The organism is Pseudoalteromonas rubra (assembly GCF_005886805.2).
GTDB lineage: Bacteria > Pseudomonadota > Gammaproteobacteria > Enterobacterales > Alteromonadaceae > Pseudoalteromonas > Pseudoalteromonas rubra_D.
The window spans coordinates 4148216-4164673 of sequence record NZ_CP045429.1 but is presented as its reverse complement, the minus strand read 5'-3'; the positions used below and the strand labels follow the sequence as shown (position 1 = coordinate 4164673).

14 protein-coding genes are annotated in these 16458 nt (G+C 47.5%); all 14 read left to right on the top strand.

Annotated features, from left to right (window positions below; all coding sequences use genetic code 11):
• The first annotated feature begins 636 nt into the window (after positions 1-636).
• Positions 637-1419 (top strand): sporulation protein, encoded by a 783-nt coding sequence (locus CWC22_RS17860; RefSeq protein ID WP_125558833.1) that lies wholly within the window; start codon positions 637-639, stop codon positions 1417-1419.
• 91 nt (positions 1420-1510) lie between these two features.
• Entirely contained in the window at positions 1511-1957 is a 447-nt protein-coding gene (locus CWC22_RS17855; RefSeq protein ID WP_125558835.1) for a hypothetical protein, read from the top strand.
• A gap of 302 nt (positions 1958-2259) precedes the next feature.
• Positions 2260-3204, top strand: a complete 945-nt coding sequence (locus tag CWC22_RS17850) for a CHAD domain-containing protein (protein ID WP_138537366.1) — start codon at positions 2260-2262, stop codon at positions 3202-3204.
• A 24-nt stretch (positions 3205-3228) separates the two neighbouring features.
• Positions 3229-4128: a DUF350 domain-containing protein gene (locus CWC22_RS17845; RefSeq protein ID WP_010383731.1), complete on the top strand. Its 900-nt coding sequence runs from the start codon at positions 3229-3231 to the stop codon at positions 4126-4128.
• Between the two features lie 48 nt (positions 4129-4176).
• Complete coding sequence (locus CWC22_RS17840; RefSeq protein WP_138537458.1) at positions 4177-5868, top strand: polyamine aminopropyltransferase; 1692 nt, start codon at positions 4177-4179, stop codon at positions 5866-5868.
• Positions 5869-5948: 80 nt separating this feature from the next.
• A complete protein-coding gene (locus CWC22_RS17835; protein WP_138537368.1) occupies positions 5949-6362 on the top strand; it encodes a DUF2170 family protein in 414 nt (137 codons plus the stop codon).
• 15 nt (positions 6363-6377) lie between these two features.
• A complete protein-coding gene (locus CWC22_RS17830) occupies positions 6378-7067 on the top strand; it encodes a PspA/IM30 family protein (protein ID WP_010383728.1) in 690 nt (229 codons plus the stop codon).
• A gap of 69 nt (positions 7068-7136) precedes the next feature.
• Positions 7137-7775, top strand: a complete 639-nt coding sequence (locus tag CWC22_RS17825) for a DUF4178 domain-containing protein (RefSeq protein WP_138537370.1) — start codon at positions 7137-7139, stop codon at positions 7773-7775.
• A gap of 53 nt (positions 7776-7828) precedes the next feature.
• The gene (locus CWC22_RS17820; protein ID WP_228553276.1) at positions 7829-8098 is read left to right on the top strand and encodes a hypothetical protein; all 270 of its coding nucleotides are present in this window, start codon (positions 7829-7831) and stop codon (positions 8096-8098) included.
• Between the two features lie 644 nt (positions 8099-8742).
• The gene (locus CWC22_RS17815; RefSeq protein ID WP_138537371.1) at positions 8743-10653 is read left to right on the top strand and encodes a flavin monoamine oxidase family protein; all 1911 of its coding nucleotides are present in this window, start codon (positions 8743-8745) and stop codon (positions 10651-10653) included.
• A gap of 331 nt (positions 10654-10984) precedes the next feature.
• On the top strand, positions 10985-11674 hold the full coding sequence (locus CWC22_RS17810; protein ID WP_125558844.1) for a DUF3313 family protein: 690 nt from the start codon (positions 10985-10987) through the stop codon (positions 11672-11674).
• 12 nt (positions 11675-11686) lie between these two features.
• Positions 11687-12754, top strand: a complete 1068-nt coding sequence (locus CWC22_RS17805; RefSeq protein ID WP_228553263.1) for an efflux RND transporter periplasmic adaptor subunit — start codon at positions 11687-11689, stop codon at positions 12752-12754.
• Positions 12751-15807, top strand: coding sequence for an efflux RND transporter permease subunit (locus CWC22_RS17800; RefSeq protein ID WP_138537373.1), 3057 nt, complete (start codon positions 12751-12753; stop codon positions 15805-15807). The genes CWC22_RS17805 and CWC22_RS17800 overlap by 4 nt, the downstream gene beginning before the upstream one ends.
• A 159-nt stretch (positions 15808-15966) precedes the next feature.
• Positions 15967-16452, top strand: coding sequence for a DUF3016 domain-containing protein (locus CWC22_RS17795; protein WP_010383719.1), 486 nt, complete (start codon positions 15967-15969; stop codon positions 16450-16452).
• Positions 16453-16458: the final 6 nt, after the last annotated feature.

The following is a 16458-nucleotide window of genomic DNA, read 5'->3' as shown; positions in this document are numbered from 1 at the left end:
TTATTGCAAAGTTAATTAGACTTGTTTGTAAGGTTTAGGAATATCAGGTGCTTAGGTTTAAGTCGTGCTGATTGCGACTGTGAATGATGTATTTCAGTTTTCTTGATTATGTTCCAAAGAGGCAAGCACACTCTCAGGCACCGAAACACCAGCTTCAGCTGCTTTGATCATGACAACAATGTGTGACTCGATGAACTTGTTTTGCCTCATCGTAAAACTTCCTTCTTATGTTAATCGAAGTTCTATTCAAGAGCTGGTGCAGTAATGGGGGAGTTACACCTGCATTGACGAAGTGCTTGAAGAAAATGTTGATCTTAAATGTGCGATATCTCTGAATAGATAGGTATAAATAGATTCATGCGAAATGGAATGGATATAAATAAATTAATAGCTAAATAGTGGGCGTAAAATTGGGTTATTTATTTCTCACCTTAATGTTGTATATATCTCTCTGTATGTACTGTTACTATGTGAATATAAGATAAAAGATGACTGTTTATTAAGTATTTATTGGTTTTGGTTTTTTGTGGTCAAATTTTTGAAATAAAACTGAGGTTGACGATTTTATATTCGTTTCTATAATCGATGCTGAAAACCCTCACTGACAGAGGGGAAATAAGATCAATAAGGATGAATATGTCTTTTTTCAAAAAAGCACTTGGCGCTGTGGGTATTGGCGCGGCAAAAGTCGACACATTGTTAGATCACCATCAGGTTGCACCTGGCGAGGAAATTTCCGGCACCGTTAAAATTAATGGAGGTAAAGTCGCTCAGGAGATCAACAAAATCGATCTCAAAGTGATGTGTACTTACACCATTGAAAGAGAAAACAATGAAGGTGAGTCGGAAACGGTCACTAAGCAACACACCCTAGCCAAGTTTCGTATTAATGAGCGTTTTACCATTGAGCCTGGTGATGAAAAACATATCCCCTTTGCATTCGATTTAGACCTGGAAACGCCTATCACCGTCGGTGAGTCTCAAACCTGGATTGCCACCAACCTTGACATCGACATGGCGCTGGATAAGTCCGACCGAGATTATATCCGCGTTGTTCCCACCGACCTGCAACAAGCCGTTATCGATAGCATGGAAGAACTGGGTTTCAAATTGTATGAGTCGGACTGTGAAGGCATTGAAGAGGCTTCCTTCTCTCGTCTGCCATTCGTACAGGAGCTGGAGTTCAAAACTTTTGCCGGCGAATTTCATGGCCGTTTCGATGAAGTAGAGATTGTCTTTTTCAACCGTGGCAGTCAGCTGGAGGTTATTTTTGAAATTGATCGCAAAGCTCGGGGATTCAAAGGCTTTTTTGCCGAAGCACTCGATTTAGATGAATCAAAAGCCCGCCTGGTTATCGACGAAGATAGTCTGGAGGACCTGGAAGATCTGATTTATGACCTGCTCGAGGACAATTGCTAACGGACAGGTTTTATTGCCAAGCCTGCGGCATACAACACGGCAGTTATGCCGCAGGCACTTAACTATTTTATAGATAATTATAAGGACGATAATGAAAGCACTCACTTCTTTGCTAACTATCCCGGCGTTATTACTACTTGCTGCATGTGGCAGCGACTCACAACAGACAGAATTACCTCAATGTGACGATGAGGATGTGATGGAACTGGTCCATGATATCGTCAAAGATGAAGTCAAATCACAGTTGTTTGATGTGATGCTGGCACAAGCTGGTAAATCTGGCGAAATCACATATGAGCGTGCGGTTGAAGTGAAGGGCCGTTCAACCGAGCTGGCAACGGTGCTGGATGCTGTCGATGAGGCGGTTGAGCAACAAGATTTGCGATATTCTGAGATTGCTCAGTCTTCAGAGGACACTGCATTACAAAAAGTTTGGTGTAGTGCCAATATGATGAGTCCGGGCGCCGAAAAGCCAGCAATCATCAATTATACCGCATTATATTCAGGCGATGATGTAGAGGTGTTGGTCACTTTCTAGGTTGCTATACGGACTATCGCTGTGGGCAAGATTACGCTGCCCACATGCTATGTCTGCGAGATTTGCTTCGCGGTATATGAGACGAGAGAAGTGTTTTATCGTCGATATATTACATTTTCGTCTCTCGCATTTTGTCACCATTTTAATATGACCAATCAAGAGTATGGCCCACTAGAATAGGTTTTATCGGCATCCGGGATATGTTGTTTATTGCCTGAGCTAATTTTGTCGCTTGGTTATCCATCGCAATTATGTAGAATAGAAAATCTGAATTCGTATCAAGGTAGATTAGGTGACAATGAATGTCCGATTTTAAAGTTTGGAAACTGATAAGTCTGCTCTGTATCATGTTTTTAATGGTCGGGTGTGAGTCGAAAGAGGAACGCATCCAGCAGACAATTACCCACTCACTTCAGGACGCGTCCCGTGCCATCAATACCTTAGGTGATGCGCTGGATAAAAACCAAGTGCGCAATGCTAACCTCCTGGTTGAATATAGCAATGTGCTGGGCCAGCAAAATCCGCAACTGAACAATATTGCTCAGCTGATTGCACAGGATGCAACCAGTGGTGGTCCTTTGTACCAGAGCTTACTTTCTCGCTATCAGGCGCTGAAATCTCCCCAACCGGGCATGAGCAGTGATGAGATCATCGAACAGGCAATTTTGCTCAAAGAAGCCGCTTCTTTGAGTCTGTTTAATGATGCACTGACTGATCCCATTAACGTACTCGCCGATATGTCCAATGGGACGCTGGCTCGGGTTGGTGCCATTAGTCAGTCTGCAGAGCAGGCTGCCAGTAATGGTCAACCCGCTGTAGGGAACCAACTGGTTGGTAATGCCAACTATGGCGAATGGCAGACCAACTCTAATGGCACCAGTTTCTGGATGTGGTATGGCATGTACCGGATGCTGGGTGATTTGGTGGGAGATGTTGAATATGACAGCTGGAGCAAACGCCGTAAATACAGCTATTACAGCGACTATGGCCGTAAACGCTACACCAGTTATCAGGGCTATAAACGTCAAAGCGCAATAGAGCAGCGTACGCGACAATCTTATCAGCGGCAGGGACGACAATTTACCAGTCCTTATGCGAAAAGAAAGGCGGGCGCTTCGGGTCTTAGCCGTGCCAGTCATACCCCATCAGCAGTATCGCGAAGCAGCTACTCGAGAGCTAAGTCGAGCTCGGGCTCAATTCGCAATAGTTCAAACCGGACCTCTCGCGGCGTGAGCCGGGGCAAGTAGCGCATCAGATAGCGGAGTTAACACATGTATCAATTTAACGGATTAACAGCCTGGACATTACAGGCACTTCTCATCGATATGGCGGTGATCATTGCCCTGTTCGTGAGTTTAAAATATATCAAAGGGTGGGTGTCCAACCTGCATGCCAATGATGAAATTACCGAGCGAGATAATTTTGCTTTTGGCCTGAGCTTTGCCGGTGGCCTGACCGGACTGGCCATTGTATTGACGGGGATCACCAGTGGTGCCTTTGCCAGTACACTGACCCAGGAGGCGATGCAAATGGCGGGTTATGGCCTGGTTGGTATTGTACTGATCAAGCTTGGCCACTTTTTTCAGGACAAAGTGGCACTGCGTAAAGTCGATCTGCACAGCGAAATCATTAAAGGCAACATCACCTCAGCCCTGATTGATTTTGGTCATGTGGTTAGTGTCGCCATCGTGATCCGCTCAGCGTTACTCTGGGTGCTGACTGAAGGCTGGTACGGCTTGCCAATCGTGGTCGTCGCCTTTGTCATTGGCAATGTGTGTATGTTGCTGGTGAGTCAATATCGTGTGCAACTGTTCAAGCGTACTAATCGTAATGGCGATTGTCTGCAACAAGCTATCCTGGATAACAATGTTGCGGTCGGGATCCGTTATGCCGGATTTCTCATTGGGGCTGCATTGGCGCTCACTGCGGCGTCTGGTCTGGCACCGTATGTTGCCGATAACATGGCGAGTAGCCTGATTTACTGGAGTATTGCTGCACTGGGCAGTATCGTGCTGTTTGCTTTGTTGCATCTGGTGATGATCAAGGTGATCCTGGCGGGCACTGATATTTCTGATGAAGTTAATCGTCAAAAGAACATTGGTGTGGCAACAATCTCTGCCGCTGTCTCTTTTGCTGTGGGTGTAACCATGGCCACCTTGTTAGGTGCGTAATTCTTGAGCGTATCGGTACCGCCAAATCAATCTAAAGTGACCGGCAGCATGTCGCTGTTTGGTCACGATGTGTTACTGATCGGTGTTATGGCCATTCTGGCTGGCTGTGGTCTGATCTATGAGTACTTACTGTCGCATTACGCAGGCAGGGTGCTTGGCTCGGTGGAAAGCGCCATCTATGCCATGATTGGCACTATGATAGTGGCCATGGGGATTGGGGCATTTTTAGCTCGTTGGTTTAAAGATCCTTTCACTGCCTTTGCCTGGCTGGAGAGTGTGATTGCGTTATTAGGCATGAGCAGTATTTTAATCATAGCCAGTATTATTGCCTTGACCTACACCTTACCACACACGCTCTCTACGCTTTATAATTTGCCGCCTGATAGCATACTCGATGGCAGGCCCCTCCAGCTGCTACAGGATTTTGCCCGTTTTTTACCTTATATATTTGGGCTCATTCTCGGCATTTTGATTGGCATGGAAATTCCATTAATTGCGCGTATCCGTCAGCAGGTATACGGTCGATTTTTAGAAAATAATGCGGGCACCATTTATGGCGCTGACTATATCGGAGCAGGGGTAGGTGCTGCTATCTGGGTGACAATCATGCTGGCATTACCGATCATGCAAGCTGCTGCCTGGACGGCGTTATTCAATATCGTGGCCGGATTGATTTTTTTATGGCGTTACTTTGCGTTTGTACGTTTTGCAAAGTTGCTGTTGATCTGTCATCTCTTATTGTTGGGCATCTTCGCGGTCATCTTGCAGCAGGGTAGCGGTTGGATGAAGGATCTCAGTAACGTCTTATACAAAGACAAAGTGATTTATTCAGAGTCAACTAAGTATCAGCATGTGGTGATCACAGAGCGCCTCAGCCGGACGCAGTCGGCACCCATCAATGATTTATTTTTAAATGGCCGGTTACAGTTCTCATCAATAGACGAGCAAATCTATCATACTATGTTGGTCTATCCGGCTATGCTGGCATCAAACCGGCACGACAAGGTGTTGATCATTGGTGGAGGAGATGGCCTGGCGCTGCGTGATGTACTTAAGTGGCCAGTGCACAGTGCCACCCTGATCGATCTGGATGGTCAGTTACTGTCGCTATTTGGCCTGCAGGGGCAGGAATTTGAATCACGCCCAGAGATCACGGCCAAGCTTGTTCAGCTGAACCACAACGCACTGAATGATCCCAGGGCAGAAGTCATTGTGGCAGATGCTTTTTTGGAAATCGAAAGCATGCTGGATCGGGGTCTGCAGTTCGATACCATTATCATCGATCTACCCGACCCCAATCACCCGGATCTGAACAAACTGTATAGTGACTACTTCTATAATCATGTCAGGCAACTACTCGCACCGGATGGGGCGCTGGCTATCCAGTCTACTTCTCCCTATCACGCTAAAAATGCCTTTATCAGCATTGCAAAAACGGTAAAACAGGCTGGATTTAGCCATGTTGAACAATATCAGCAGAATATTCCTTCATTTGGTCAGTGGGGATGGACCATCGCTACCCCCACCGGTCAGTCAGCCAGTGCAAGAATTGCAGCAGTTGAAGCATTACCGGTTGCCAGTAACTGGGTCAGCAAAAAATATTTACTGTCCTCTTTTGTTTTTCCAAATCACTTTTTTGACAGGAATAAAGAGATTGAGGTCAATCGCTTAGGAACTGGCGTACTGTATGACTACTATCGTCAGGCATGGCAAACGGAAGATGAGTTGTATAAAAATTAACGCAACAGTGTTGACATATTATGTCGCACATGCAAATCTTAACTCAGACATAATATGTCAAAACGAAAAGGTAAAGAAAGATGGAATTAAACGAGTTATCAATCAAATTGGCATCATTTGAAACTGAAGGTGCTAACTTCGAATCCTTCCTGATCGCGAATGAAGGTGAACAGGATGTATTACAAGTGATTGTTGAGGGAAATGACGAATTACCGATCTTTGTCACTCAGACCGAAGAGCAGTTAGTGTGTATCAGCTATCTGTTTAATGAAAATGAAGTGAAGCCTGAGTTATTGAACGAGTTAAATGAAGCATTGTTAAAACTCAATGTGCCGATCCCTTTGAGTGCGTTTGCTAAAATTGATGCACAGTACGCTATCTTTGGTGCACTGGCAGTTTCCTCCTCCATCGATGAGATAACGCACGAACTGGTCACGTTGGCAGACAATGCCATTGAAGCCCTGGATGCTGTGACTGTGTATTTAAAAGATTAATAGTGGAGAAGTGAGATGAGTATCTTAAAGAAATTATTTACCGCAGTGCGTGGTGGTGCCCGTGAAGTGGGTGAGTCGATTGTCGATGCTAATGGTATCCGTATTTTTGAGCAAGAAATTGCTGATGCGAAAAACGCACTGGCGAAAGCCAAGAAAAGCCTGACTGAAGTGATGGCGAAAGAAATGCAAACCAAGCGTAAGTTGGCGGCACTGGACGAGAGCATTGCCGAGCATGAAGATTATGCAGGTCAGGCATTGCAACAGGGCAATGAGGCACTGGCGGTAGAAATTGCCGAGAAAATTGGTGAATTTGAAACAGAGAAAGAAGAGCATCAGCAAGTGCTGGATGGCTTTACTAAGCATGTTATTCTGCTTAAGCAGCAGGTGAAGGATGCAGAAAAGTCGATCAAAGAAAACCAACGCCAACTAACGATGGTGAAAACCACAGAAAGCGTGCAAAAGGCCACCATGGCAGTAAACAGCACACTCAACACCAATGAGTCGTCTATGGTGAATGCACGTCAGTCTCTGGAGCGTATTAAGCAACGTCAGCTGGACAGACAAGATCAGCTGGCCGCAGCCAAAGAGCTCGAAGCTGCTGAAACTGGTGCTGACCTGAAAGCCAAGATGGCGGAGGCTGGTATAGGTACAACCCAAAAGAGCAATGATATTCTGGATCGCATTAAGGCTAAACAAGCAAAGTAATGCGGCCGAAGTGAAAAAAGGAGGCCTGGCCTCCTTTTTTGCTTGCTCTAATTTTTTAAAAGGTGAGTTATGTTTGGTTTTTTCAAATCTAAAAAGGCTCCTGAGCGTCAGCTTGATCATGCCCGCGATTTACGAGTCGGTGATATGCTGACGGTGATAGATTCATTTGCTTATCCTGACTGGCTAAAAGGCCAGACACTCAAGGTCATCGCAGTGCAGACATATCAATACCAGCACAGTGCTGACTATGAATTTGTGCTTGAATCAGAATCTGGTAGAGCTGTTTTTTTGCAGATTGAGCAGGATGATGGTGAAGAGTTTGCTAACTTTTCGGTGAAGATCCAGCGCGATGATGTGGATGCGATTTTTACCCTCGATGAGTTTGCCCGGATCTTCGATGAAGAATCCCTGACACAGCTCGAAACACACACAAAGCCGGCCGCTTTTGAGCGCTTCCTGGGGCAGAGCTACCAGCAAAGTGAAGCCCCTTATGTTGCTTATTATTATGAACAGGACTATCGTGGCCAGACATTGCCACGTTATCAGGACGAAAGTGGCGCCGTCTGTGAGGTGATAGAACTGATGTCGCCTGACGAGAAACACAGTATCAATATTGAGGTCTGGGACGGAGGTGAGACTGAAGTTTCCCTGACGATTACCCGACCGCTCAGTGATATTGTGGAGTTGTTTCCCGGAGCAAGCTCGTGACAGATAAACAAGCCAAATGGCAGCGTCAGGAACGGGCGCTGCGGGCCACCCAAATGGCCTTTGATTTAACGACAGAAGTTCAGAAAAGCTTGAAGAAGCAGGCAATAGATGAAGAGTTAACGCCGTCGGATATGATCCGCAAGATTCTGGATTTAGAGGTTAAATCGAAAAAAACTAGGCAACGCCTGTCGTTTAATCTCACCGATGAAGAAATTGCTTTATTGGCTCAGCGTTTTGGCGTTGACCCGGACGATAAGCGTGCGGTTAAGCAGCAGGTCGCCAGTTTACTGATCAACCGCTATACAGACGCGCAGGGCACTTAGCCTAAACGCGTCTGCCTGCAGTTGTTTGATGACGCAGTGAGTAACAATAAACTCGGCCACAAACAGCAGGGCACTGAAAGAGCATGGCAAACCCTGATAGCAGACAGGCACCATGTTTAGGCCAGGATAAATTCCATTCTATACAGTGACACAACCAGCGTTCTCATCAACAGACCCAACAAAACCACAACCACCAGGGCGTATTAGCCAAAACTCAATATCCTTGCCTGATGGGCCTGCACGATAACGCGCAATGCAAATTCCATTTTTAATCGGTTGATTTGATAGGTCTTTCAATCTTGGCTGATATAGATATGGCCATATTGGGCGGGCTATAGCGACAAATGGCCAATTTTAAATAGCATCATTCATATTGTTGGCCGTCGCTGGTGGCAAGTTATTCTCCTGTTGAGTGAGCAGAACTGAGCGGACTGGACTAGAGTTACTATGCCGTGATCGCTACCAGGTCTTTAGCAATATGTCAGCCTGAGCAACACGGCTAGTCACCCTTACTGGAGTCTGTGGGTAGTAGGGATAAATTATTTTTCCAGACCTCCAGGTCGGCTCTCAATGGAGCGACAGTGTAACCTTGCCATTGTGTGTATCGAGTTGGCCTGGAGCAGGTGTTTATTAAGGAGCAACTCATGGCAGAACACCAATCACGCGCACGTTTTTTTCAACAGCACCCCAAAGCCAGAGCCCATGCTGCGCTCGATGACGCGACCAATCAGCAGCTTAAAGTCACACCGGGTCCGGTGACCCTGACCAAACACAAATATCAGGGCAAGAAAGCGGTGATCATTGGCGCGGGTGTATCCGGCCTGACGACGGCCTACGAATTGTTAGCGCAACAGTCGGGTATGGAAGTAACGGTACTGGAAGCACAAAACCGCACCGGGGGACGTTGTTTGAGTCTGCGCACTGGGGATACCTTAATTGAAGATGTTGACAGTCAGCTGTTTCATTCTAAACCCGGACAGCCACAGGTGGTGCGTTTTGACCGACCTCAGGGTGATGCAGAACCTTATCTCAATGCAGGTCCTGGCCGCATTCCCTCCAGCCACAAACGTCTGCTGTCTTATCTGAAGCAATTCAGTGTGGATGTGGAAGTCTATGTCATGAACAGCGAGTCGAACTTAGTGCAGATGTCAGACAGCTTTGCGGGTTTGCCGCTGGTTTATCGCCGTCTTGATCACAATACCCGGGGGTGGCTGGCTCAGATGGTGTTTGAAAATGCTGAGCAGCTGATCAAAACCACTGAATGTGGCGTGGGCACACAGGATATTGAGCGTCGTGCCCAGCAATTGAGGGAGTTAATGATCAGTTTTGGTGAGCTGGTACCCAGTGGTCCCAATGAGGGGAAATACGTTGTGACGGCGGGTGAAGATGGCATGGAAAATGGCCGCTCTCGTGCGGGCTACACTGAATTGCCAGGCGTTGATGCCGGAACGATTGCGGAGCCTTTGAGTTTCGACAGCTTACTTGGCTCCGAGTTTTGGGACAAAACACGTTTTTATCAGCCTGTTGATTTCCTCTGGCAGTCGACGCTGTTTCAGCCGGTCGGCGGGATGGATCAGGTGCAGCATGCCTTTGCCCAGCAAGTCGCTACTCTGGGTGGCACCATTTTGTTGAACAGTCCGGTAAAACAGATTGACTGGGATGCATCGCGTCAGCAGTTTGCGATTTCTATCGCGAAAGTAGGTACTGACGATCTTGACGTTGTTTATGCGGATTACTGCTTCAGCAACATGGCCATGCCTTTCTTGAAAGAGATCTTGTCAGAAACGCTCCAGGATCCAAATAGCCAGGTGGGCCTCAACAGCGAATTTAAATCTGCATTACAGGCTGTCTATCAGTCTCAGTTTGTCGATGACCATGGCGGCTACAAGGCTAAGTTCCTGGCATGTACGACCAAAGTGGGTTGGCAGGCAGATCGTTATTTATGGCAGGGTAGTCAGGTTAAAGAAGTGCATGATGATTGTGCGAACGTTGACGTGTTGAGTGTGCCGGACTCTGAAATTGGTGTAGTGCCTATCTTTGGCGGGATCTCCTGGACGGACAACGATATTACACAGATCTGGTATCCCTCCACGGCCTACCATGATCAAAAAGGCGTACTCACCGGAGCCTATAACTTCTCTGAAATTGCTTATGAGTGGGGTAAGTTACCGGTGCAGGCGCGTCTGGACAAAGCGCGTGAAGGTGCGAAGTTGTTCGGTCAGGCATTTGGTGATGGTCTGGAGCATGGTCTGGCGATTGCCTGGCAAAATATGCCATATATCAAAGGTGGCTGGGCCCAGTGGCATGTGGTCGGCGATCAGGCTGTACACCATTTCAACGTATTGGCGCAGGGCAGTGCAGTGAAAGCGGCAGACGGCAGTGAAACACAACCCAACTTCTTCATTGTTGGTGATCAGCTTTCGTCTTTACCTGGTTGGCAGGAGGGGGCTATTGCCGCGGCACTAAATGCGCTTAATCGCATGGAGCGCCCGGATTTAGCGATCCCGCATCTGGCATGTTTACCAGATACGCGTTTGATTGTTGAAGGCGTTTAACTCGCATTCCAATCCATAATATGGATGCGCGAGCCTTAGGTGGGAGGAGACTCAGGGTCCCAGACTTTGGGTTCGCGCTTTGTGAATTGCAAGAGCTGGGGACAACAAAAATAACTAAAGGCTGTGCCACATCATTCGTCCCCAGATAAGGAAAGGTGGCACGGTAATTTGAACCATTATTGGTAATTGTTGCCACACACTGGCAAAAGGCTGCTATTTTTAAAAGAGGCTCATGACCCAGCTGTGAAAACATCATTTAACACCTTAGATCAGACTGTTGCGCGGGACTGATGTATTAAATACAGATTGAATATCAAACGGAGACTTGGCGATGCGTCACATTGCGATCTGGGCTATCCTAGCCCTGTTCATTACCGGTTGCGCCAGCACCCAGCAGACAACACGCTCAGGGTTTTTACCCGATTATCAGCGTTTAAAACCCTCTGATACGTATCCCGATACCGCGTTGTACGTATCTGAACAGCTTAAAAATGGTGCTTTGAAACAGATACGCACCATTTACCTGCCACATTTTGAAGTATGGCTGCAACTCAATGACGAAGCTAAAGTTTCGCTCAGCCCGGCAGATGTGGCCAAATTAAGTATCTATATGCAGGCCCAGCTGCAACAAAAGCTCTCTGTGCATTATCAGGTTTTGCTTGAGCAGCCACAGGTGCTTGGTCCGGATGTACTGACGATCCGCGGTGCGTTTACGCAAATTGAATTTGCACCGAGTGAAATGGAAGTACGCGACTTTATTCCGGTTCGCCTGGTATATAGCGCCGGCAAAAGCGCTTACTTGATGGCAACCGAACAGTCAGAGGTTGTGACATCTGTGTCACTGGAGAGTATGTTTTATTTGGGGGACAGTCAGGAACCTGTTCTGATGATGTCTGCCCACAAAGCGGTAGAGTCAGTCGTAAAGCAAAATGGCGATGAAAATGCCCAGGCTGTAAAAGCCGTACTCGACGTCTGGATAGATAATTTTGTTACAGCAATCAGTAAATCAAAAACGATATAGTGGTGATCACCTATGATAAGAAAGCACACCTTCCTTTTAGCCGGCGTTATGGCGACTGTTCTGTCCGCGTGCTCTGAGCCACAGACCACGGCTGATAAAGCACCACAATTGCGGCCAGTGAGAACGATCGAGCTCAGTGTTAATAATTTTGGGCCGCTCCAGGAATTTCCGGCTGTGGTTGATGCAGCCAGCACCGCTGATCTGTCGTTCAAAGTGTCTGGAGAATTGACGCACTTGAATGTAAAACAAGGCCAGGAAGTGACGCAAGGAGATGTGATAGCAAAGGTAGATGATACCGACTACAAACTAGCGGTGGAGGAAGCGCAAGCGGCTTTTGAAAAAGCAGAAGCCGATTTTAAGCGGGGTGAGCAACTGATTGTGACCGGGACCATCAGTCAGTCAGATTATGATCTGCTTAAATCGCAATTTGCCAGTGCCAAAACGAAGCTGGCCAATGCCAGAAACAACCTGAACTATACCCAGCTCAGGGCGTCATTCTCGGGGATTGTTGCGCGCACACATGTTGAACAATTCGAAGAAGTGCAGGCTAAGCAAGTCGTGGCAACTTTACAGGACATAGAGCATATTAATCTGAAGGTAAATGTACCGGAAAGTATTATGATCCACGTCAGCAAAGACACACCGAAGCAGGTGTTTGCAGAATTTGCGGCGATAGAAGGCAAGCGCTTTGAACTGACTTTTGTAGAGGTCAGTACCCAGGCTGATGAGGTGACAAAAACCTATGAGGTCACGCTCGGCATGTTACCTCCTCCCGGATATAACATTTTGCCGGGAATGACGGCCAAAGTCATGGCCAGTGCACCCAGTGAAGCGTTATCCCGCCTCTATTTGCCTTTATCTACAGTGCTGAAAGACGACAAAGGCCACTATGTATGGACGGTTACCTCGCTCGGTGACGGCAAAGGTAAAGTGACCAAAACGCCGGTGCAGATTGGAGAGGTCTCTTCGCTGGGCTTCCCGGTGATCTCCGGTGTGACAGCTGGCACACACGTGGTGACCGCAGGTATGAGCAAAGTGACCGATCAGCAGGTTGTGAAATTCCAGGGAGGTCGTGAGTGAACATCACCCGATTAGCATTAGAGAATAATCGCACAACCTGGGTTTTGATTTTTGCCCTGGTGTTTTTCGGCATCGTGGCGTTCAATAAGATGCCTAAAGACTATGATCCTGGCTTTATTATCAGAACCGCACAGGTTGTTACTTACTTTCCCGGTGCAAGCCCGCAGCGGGTTGAAGAACTGGTAACCGACAAAATTGAAAAGGTGGTGCAGCAAATTCCGGAGCTGGACTTTGTTAAAAGTACTTCTAAAACCGGTGTTTCGATCGTCAGTGTTAATATCAAAGAAAGCTACAAGGAAATGCGGCCTATCTGGGATAATTTACGCCGCAAGATTGAAACCGTTGAAAACGACCTCCCCAGCGATGCGCAAAAACCCATAGTGAACGACGAATTTGGCGATGTGTTTGGCGTTGTCATCGGGCTGACTGCGGAGGGTTACTCCTATCGTGAGATGGAAGAAGTGGCCGAGCAGGTCAGAGATGAGCTGCTGAGGTTGCCGGAAGCCGCAAAAGTCGACATTTTCGGTGCACAGGAGCAGCGCGTCTTCATTGAATTTGAAAATGCCAAACTAGCATCACTCGGGATTTCGCCCGGACAACTGAAAGATCAACTGGCAGCGCGCAATATTGTTAATCCAGGCGGCTCCATTTTTATTGATGATGAAACCTTGGCGCTTGAGCCCAGTGGTAACTTTGAATCGGTGGAAGACATTGCCGGTACCATCATTAATATCACAGGGTCAGAGCAGGTGATCCTGCTCAGTGATATCGCCCGGGTGTACCGCGATTATGTCGACCCAGCAAAGGTTAAAGTGCGAGTGGCAGACAAAGAGGGGATGACGATTGCCATTTCCATGCGCCACGGCGGTAATAATCTGCTGTTGGGTGAGCAAGTACTCGATGCGATCCATTATCTTGAATCTGTTTACCCGATAGGGGTGGACTTTAAGCTACTGTCATTTCTACCGCGAGAGGTTGAGCAAAAGGTTGATGATTTTGTGTCGAACCTGATCCAGGCAGTACTGGTGGTGACCGTGGTGATGCTGTTCAGCTTGGGTTTGCGAACTGGGTTGATAGTCGCCAGCCTGATCCCAATGAGCATGGTATTCGGCATATTGGCGATGTCCTTTTTTGACATCAGTATCGATCAGATCTCGTTGGCTGCGCTGATTATTGCGCTGGGCATGCTGGTTGATAACGGGATTGTGATGTCAGAAAGCATCATGGTGCAGATGGAACGAGGCAAGTCCGCGGTTGATGCTGCGGTTGACTCAGCAGATGAGCTAAAAGTGCCGCTGCTGGTGTCTTCGTTGACCACAGGTGCTGCGTTTTTACCGATTTTTCTGGCAGAATCCGCCACGGGAGAATACACCGCATCCCTGTTCAAAGTGGTGACTATTACCTTACTGTGCTCCTGGTTACTGGCAATGACTATGATCCCCATGCTGTGTGTGCTGTTTACTCGGGTTAAATCCCAAGCCGCTAATTACGATGCAGGTATCTATTTAACTTATAAACAGATCCTGATGGGGCTGATTAAGCATCGTTGGATGACACTTGCCGGGTGTGTATTGATGTTTTTCCTGGCATTGCAGGGATTACAGTTGGTGCCTAAGTTGTTTTTCCCGCCCTCAGACCGAGACTACTTTAAAGTCGAATTGGAGCTACCCATTGGCACACGCCTGAGTGCGACTGAAGCTATGGTTAAAGATATGGAAGCCTTCTTACTGCGCGACCTCAAAGTCAACGAAACACGTGAACAAGGGGTTACCGATTGGGTGTCGTATGTGGGTAATGGTGGTCCCAGGTTCCTGCTGACGCATACGCCGGAACCGGCCAGCTCAAACTATGCGTTGATGATAGTCTCGACCACCTCATATCGGCATATTGATGAGCTGATGGCAAAAATCGAGACATATGCATTACAGCGTCATCCCGATTTGCTCATCAAGCAGCGTAAGATAGAAAACGGCTCACCCATCGATAACCCTGTTGAAGTACGCTTATCTGGCAGTGATATCGACGTGCTGACGGGACTGGTCAATGAGCTTAAAGCACAAATGCGTAACACACCGGGATTGAAAGCCGTGAGTGACGATTGGGGTTTGCCAATCAAGAAATTACAGATCAAAATCAATCAGACGCGCGCGCGGCGTGCGGGTGTCTCTAGTAAAGACATAGCAAGTTCACTGCAAACCGGTCTCAGTGGTCTGGAGCTCACCCGTTATCGCGAAGGGGATGAGCTTATTCCGGTCACTTTGCGTTCGGTGGCTGCTGACAGACAGGATATCGGTAAGCTGGAAGCCATGGTGGTGTATTCTCAGGCTTCGGGTAAATCGGTGCCGCTGAAGCAGGTGGCTGATATTGAAGTGGTGTGGGAGAACGCCCAGATCTTGCGGCGCGACCGCCTGAAGTCGGTCACTGTGGGCGCTCAGCTGGACGGTATCACCGCTGATGAAGGCTTTTCTAAACTTAAACCCTGGTTGGAGGAGCAACAAAAATCCTGGCCGTTTGGTTACAGCTATGAGCTGGGTGGTGAAGCCGAATCTTCTGGTAAAGCGAATCAGTCTATCGCTGAGAAAATGCCAATAGCAGTCTTCATTATCGTGATTTTGTTGGTCGGTCAGTTCAATTCATTGCGTAAGTCGGCCATTGTGCTGACAACGGTTCCTCTGGGCTTTATTGGGGTGGTTGCCGGGTTGCTGATTGGGCAGTCATTTTTTGGCTTTATGACCTTACTGGGGATCATCTCATTGGCAGGCATTGTGATTAACAACGCCATTGTATTACTGGAGCGGATTAAGTACGAGTTGGATCAGGGAGACGACCCGGTCCTGGCGATTATTCAGGCCGCGCAACAGCGCATGCGTCCCATTTTGCTCACTACAGCCACGACTGTATTGGGCCTGGTGCCGCTTTACCTGGGTGGCGGAGAAATGTGGGAGCCTATGGCACTGGCCATTATGGGGGGCTTGTTGTTTTCAACTATACTGACATTAGGCGTTGTGCCCGTGTTATATGCGCTGTTGTATCGCATTTCGGTGAAGTCGTAACGCACGAGATAGATACCAGTCCGCTAAAGTCAGTGGATTGGTATCAATTTGTCGTCAAATGTTACCTTTCATTGCGCGTTCAGCAAAAAATGCAGACTATTTAGAGGTTGAATGTATCAATGCGACCGCAGATGGGTTGGCAATCGTGAGGAGAAGACCATGAAATGTTTACATGTAATTACGCTAGTTTGCTTGAGTCCGTTGGCTGCGCTGGCAGGAGAAGCGAATGTCACGTGGCGAGACTTTAATGATTATCGTGATGTGGTACCGGCCAATGAAAGTAAAGCAGGCTATCACAAACGGATTGCCTCACAATTTGAAAAACACCTAAGTAAGTTGATGGCCAAGGCACCTGATGGCTACCAGCTAAATATCACTTTTGATGATATTGATCTGGCGGGTGATGTGCGCTTCAACATGCATGATATTCGTATCGTGAAGCCCATTTTCTTCCCACGCCTTAAGATAAGCTATACGCTGACCGATAATAACGGCGCGGTTGTGGCACAGGCGCAGGAGAAGGTGCTGAAAGATCTGTCTTTTATGGATCGGGTGAGAACGGGACGAGACAGTGAGTTTTACTACGACAAACGACTGCTAAGTGCGTGGTACAAAAATGAGATTGCGGCAAAAGAGCAAGGATGATGCTGC

Bases quoted from the DNA above. Each gene is read 5' to 3' on its own strand.
- CWC22_RS17860 (WP_125558833.1), top strand. From the start codon at position 637: ATGTCTTTTTTCAAAAAAGCACTTGGCGCTGTGGGTATTGGCGCGGCA.
- CWC22_RS17855 (WP_125558835.1), top strand. From the start codon at position 1,511: ATGAAAGCACTCACTTCTTTGCTAACTATCCCGGCGTTATTACTACTT.
- CWC22_RS17850 (WP_138537366.1), top strand. From the start codon at position 2,260: ATGTCCGATTTTAAAGTTTGGAAACTGATAAGTCTGCTCTGTATCATG.
- CWC22_RS17845 (WP_010383731.1), top strand. From the start codon at position 3,229: ATGTATCAATTTAACGGATTAACAGCCTGGACATTACAGGCACTTCTC.
- CWC22_RS17840 (WP_138537458.1), top strand. From the start codon at position 4,177: ATGTCGCTGTTTGGTCACGATGTGTTACTGATCGGTGTTATGGCCATT.
- CWC22_RS17835 (WP_138537368.1), top strand. From the start codon at position 5,949: ATGGAATTAAACGAGTTATCAATCAAATTGGCATCATTTGAAACTGAA.
- CWC22_RS17830 (WP_010383728.1), top strand. From the start codon at position 6,378: ATGAGTATCTTAAAGAAATTATTTACCGCAGTGCGTGGTGGTGCCCGT.
- CWC22_RS17825 (WP_138537370.1), top strand. From the start codon at position 7,137: ATGTTTGGTTTTTTCAAATCTAAAAAGGCTCCTGAGCGTCAGCTTGAT.
- CWC22_RS17820 (WP_228553276.1), top strand. From the start codon at position 7,829: ATGGCCTTTGATTTAACGACAGAAGTTCAGAAAAGCTTGAAGAAGCAG.
- CWC22_RS17815 (WP_138537371.1), top strand. From the start codon at position 8,743: ATGGCAGAACACCAATCACGCGCACGTTTTTTTCAACAGCACCCCAAA.
- CWC22_RS17810 (WP_125558844.1), top strand. From the start codon at position 10,985: ATGCGTCACATTGCGATCTGGGCTATCCTAGCCCTGTTCATTACCGGT.
- CWC22_RS17805 (WP_228553263.1), top strand. From the start codon at position 11,687: ATGATAAGAAAGCACACCTTCCTTTTAGCCGGCGTTATGGCGACTGTT.
- CWC22_RS17795 (WP_010383719.1), top strand. From the start codon at position 15,967: ATGAAATGTTTACATGTAATTACGCTAGTTTGCTTGAGTCCGTTGGCT.